The organism is Bartonella sp. AD24XZML, from assembly GCF_042196485.1.
GTDB lineage: Bacteria > Pseudomonadota > Alphaproteobacteria > Rhizobiales > Rhizobiaceae > Bartonella.
The window spans coordinates 1-4,689 of the sequence record NZ_JBHIQH010000060.1 but is presented as its reverse complement, the minus strand read 5'-3'; the positions used below and the strand labels follow the sequence as shown (position 1 = coordinate 4,689).

Annotated in this window: 3 protein-coding genes; all 3 read left to right on the top strand. The window is 33.0% G+C overall.

Annotated features, from left to right (window positions below; genetic code table 11):
- A partial coding sequence (locus tag ACFIMX_RS05820) for a type ISP restriction/modification enzyme (RefSeq protein WP_375694172.1) occupies positions 1-1,573 on the top strand: 1,573 nt, incomplete at its 5' end.
- A 1,660-nt stretch (positions 1,574-3,233) separates the two neighbouring features.
- Positions 3,234-4,058, top strand: a complete 825-nt coding sequence (locus tag ACFIMX_RS05815) for a hypothetical protein (RefSeq protein ID WP_375676914.1) — start codon at positions 3,234-3,236, stop codon at positions 4,056-4,058.
- 83 nt (positions 4,059-4,141) lie between these two features.
- Positions 4,142-4,689, top strand: a 548-nt coding sequence (locus ACFIMX_RS05810) for a hypothetical protein (RefSeq protein ID WP_375694171.1), incomplete at its 3' end; no start/stop codon positions are given.

Below are 4,689 nucleotides of genomic sequence, written 5' to 3'. Positions count from 1 at the left end.
AAAAGAGCTATCAAAGGAAGGAGGCAATGTTTTTGGCTCTGGAAGCCAAAATGGAATAGCTGTAACGATTTTTGTGCGCAACCCAAATAAAAAACAACCTTGTGAGATTTACTATCACGACATTGGTGATAATCTTTCTACCGAAAAAAAACTTGAGATGCTTCAAGACTTTGGTAATGTTGGTGGCATCACAAATAAATCAGGTTGGAAAATAATTACACCGGATGAACATGGTGACTGGATTCATCAACGTGATAACAATTTCAAAACATTTTTAGCTATAGGCGATAAGAAGGGATGTCATTTCAGACTATTTGAAACGTTTTCTCTTGGAATTGTAACCAATCGTGATGCTTGGACGTATAACTCAAGCCATGAAACTTTAAAGAAGAACATGAGTAATATGATTGCCTTCTATAACAGTGAAGTGGGACGATTTAATGAAGCTTATACACATGCTAACCGCAAGATACGTACAAAGGCTGTAAATAATTTCGTTGATACAGATGAGAGAAAGATAAGTTGGAGCTATAATGTTAAACAAGAATTAGTAAGAGGAAAAATTTCTGAATTTGAAAATATATGCCTCACGCAAAGTCTTTATCGTCCTTTTACGAAACAATGGCTATACTACAACCGTACTTTTAATGAGAGAGTCTATCAAATGCCGCGGATATTCCCTATGGGAAAAGCTGTTGAAAATAAGGTAATACAAATTACAGGTACCGGAACTCAAGCAGGTTTTTCTGTTTTGATGAGTAAGAATCTTCCCAATCTTGATGCATTGGATAAAGGTCAATGCTTTCCAAGATATTTTTACGAAAACACTAGGATCTCAAAAGGTAAAAGTAAGCAACAATCCCATTTATTTGCGAATTCTATAGAAGACAGCAAAACAGCTGGTTTACAGAGGCATGATGCCATTACTGATGAAGGTCTAGACCATTTTAAAGCCGCTTATCCTAATGAAGCCATAACAAAAGATGATTTGTTCTATTACGTTTATGGAATTTTACATTCGGAAGATTACCGTGCTCGTTATGCTCATAATTTATGCAAAGAATTGCCTCGTATCCCTTGTGTAAAGAGTGCTGATGATTTTTGGAAATTTGTAACAGCAGGGCGTGAACTGGGTCATTTGCACGTGAATTATGAAGATGTAGAGCCTTATCCAGTGACCTTTAAAAAGGGTAATCCAAAACAGACAGAAATCTCTAATCCCGAAAAATTCTATTATGTAACTGAAATGAAATTTGCAAAAATTAAGAATAGTAAGGAAAAGGATAAATCGACTGTTATCTACAATAGCAATATTACCATAACAGATATCCCTCTTGAAGCTTATGAGTATATCGTCAATGGTAGACCTGCTCTTGAATGGGTTATGGGGCGTCAATGTGTAAAGACTGATAAAAAGAGCGGTATTGTTAATGATGCTAATCGCTATGCTATTGAAACCGTTGGCAACCCTGCTTATCCATTGGAATTGTTTCAAAGGGTTATTACCGTAAGTTTAGAAACAATGAAAATCGTTAAGAACTTACCAAAATTGGTATTAAGAGAAACTGAATAACTTATAAAGCATGCTCACATAATGGGTATGATAAACGCATAAGGGGTATNTCTTTAAAAGGATAATTTATCATTGCGTTATTCTAAAAAGAAAAAACTTGCACTTTTAGATACTCTCATTTGGATTGCTTTAAGACTTTTAAGAAACCCACTCTTAAAGTGAATTAGATTTTTTTACATTGCCTTTAAGAGGTTATACCGTAATCTAAAATGAGTGCTTTATTGTTTTCAAAAGCTTTGTTTAAAGAGAGTTATATGTATTCATTTTGCTTATAGGTTTTGAAGGTGTAAAAACCGTCAAAACCCCCTCAAAACCTATATTATTAGTTGAATTTATAGGTTGTGTTATCAATATGGGTTGTTTTTTTAAGATCTCTAAAATGCTAATGTATTGAAATATAATAACTTTTATTTTTCTATTTTAAAAAAATATATAACGGGAGGTAAAAGGAACCCTCAAAATACTCAAAACTCATAACCATAATGGTCTTGATACATTTCGTATGAGTTACAAGCTATCTTTTGAAAGGCTTTAAGGATCATACGCTTTTTATAAAGCACGTTGTAATCATTCTCTAAATCATAAGGTTATCATTCAAAAGAACTAATAAAATTCATAAAAAGGATTTTGATAACGTAATCAGTTTTTACTTTCATACGCTTTTCATAAGACACGTTTTAATCACTCACTAAAATGATCACTTTTGTCGGTTCAATTTACTGACACATAACTGACATATATATATTATTAATTGTATTTAAGGTTGTACTTTCGATATGGGTTGTATTTTAAAATGTTAACATATTGATATATAATAACTTTTATTTTTTCTCATTAAAAAGAATAATAGAGGGTCTAAAAAGAACTGACAAAACTGACACAACTGACAAAAGCCTATTAAAAAGGATTTTGCTAATCTTTATAATTATCGATCTCTCTTTAGATGTTTTCATAACAGTCTATAAATTATAATTATCCTATTTATCGTTTCTCTTATGAAAATGAAAAATGATGCCATGGTTATAAAGAATGCGTAAAAACAGCAAGGTTTTATAATCATAATGCAAATGAAAGCATTGGTTATAAAGACCATCTCTATAAAAAGCTGTTAAGTTGCAAATGTGTTATAAACAAAATTCACAAAAAAATTAAAAACCATTTAGTAAAAAATCTGATAGGTTATAAAGATAAAAAAACGCATTATGAGAGCGTTTCTAAATATTATAAATGTATAGATTCAAAAAAGAAGCCAATCGTTTCATAAATCCCATAATATAGCCTTAAAAGCACATAAATATAAAAGAAGCTATTCATAAGCATAAGATATTATAAATACACAACGTATTTTAAAAATACAAAAAAATATTAAAAAAGATAAAATATTATTTGACAATAAATACGTATTTTGGTATATAAATAATCAAGTGATCAAAACACTTGTGATTAGCGGATAGATTACGAAACAATCTTTCCAAAGCTTTTAAAAACTGGCTATCTTTTATGCTTTTGTTAGTATATGAGAATTTTGTCGGGTGTGGTTATGCCATACAATACCCATTTATGGGAAAAGCATACAACGGACTAATCACCGTGTTTTGAACGCCCGACGCCCTTTATAGGGTGTCAATTTCAAAACAATTTTGATTAGAAAGAATTTAAAATGAAAAATTCTCAAAATACAATTTCCTCTAACATTTCAAATGAAACCGCATCTGTTAATCAACAAGAGCCTGTAAAAAAATATGAACTTACTAATGAAAACCGCGTTGTTAACGGTATGACTTTACACCGCATTAAAGCTTTAAAAGATTTTGATGATGTTAAGGCTGGCGACCTCGGCGGCTTTATTAAAGATGAGAGTGATCTGTCTCATAAAGGCAATTGCTGGGTTTATGATGATGCTATGGTTATCCAAGCAAGCGTTTCCGAAAATGCTAAAATACGCAATAATGCTTGTGTTGTGAATTATGCTAGGGTTTATGGTAATGCCGTGATTAGTGATAAGGCATGGATTTTGAGTGATAAAGCACGTGTTTATGACAATGCAATCATTAATGGCAATGCAAAAATTGGTGGCTATGTTTTTGGCAATGCCGTTGTGAGTGATAATGCCGTTATTACTGAAGGGGCTCTTATTTACGATAATGCCCGTGTATATGAAAATGCTCATGTGAGTGGGCTTGTGTTTAATGATGCCCATGTCTACGGTAAATCACGCCTTGCTCCGTGGTCAAAAGCTTATGGCAATGCTCATGTTTTTGATAAAGCTATAGTTTATGATGGGAGCAATATTTATGACAATGCCAAGGTTTTTGGCTCGGCGCGTGTTGGTCCTTTTGCAAAAATTCATGATAATGCTCATGTGAGTGGCAAAGCACAAATTTGCCAATTTACAACGATTTATGGCAATGCTGTGCTTAAAGAAAATAAGAAATTTTCTGAAGATGTCTGTGGTTTTGATCAGAATATAAATAACGCTGCGTAAATAACGCGCGGTCGCGGGCGGGGGCGCCCCTCTTTAAAACATCTCATTTTAAAATTTAAATCTCTTTATAAAGGAATTGTGCTATGCAAAAAAAGTTTGCACTCACAAATGAAACGCGTGTAATTAGTAATCAAATTCTTTATCGCATTAAAGCTTTAAAAGACTTTTCTGATGTCAAGGCTGGCGATTTAGGCGGTTTTGTTGAAAAGGAAGATAACCTATCGCATTATGACAATTGCTGGGTCTATGATGATGCTTGTGTTTATAATAATGCCTATGTTTCTGATAATGCTAAAGTCTTAAATAAAGCTTATGTTTTCGATAATGCAAAAATTGAAGGCTATGCACAAGTTTATGATAATGCCGTGGTTTATGACAATGCTAGGGTTGCTGATCATGCCGTGGTTTTTGGAAGAACTTATGTTTACGGTTATGCCTGCGTTTTGAATCATGCTGAAGTATCTGACAGGGCTGTTATAAAAGGTCATGCTAAAATCTATGATGATGCTTTACTGACTGGCTATGCGCAAGCTTATGGCAATGCAAAGATTTTTGACAATGCTCAAGTTTGGTTTTTTGCTATAGTTGGTGATGATGCTTGTATTTATGAGAATGCAAAAATTACAGGCTA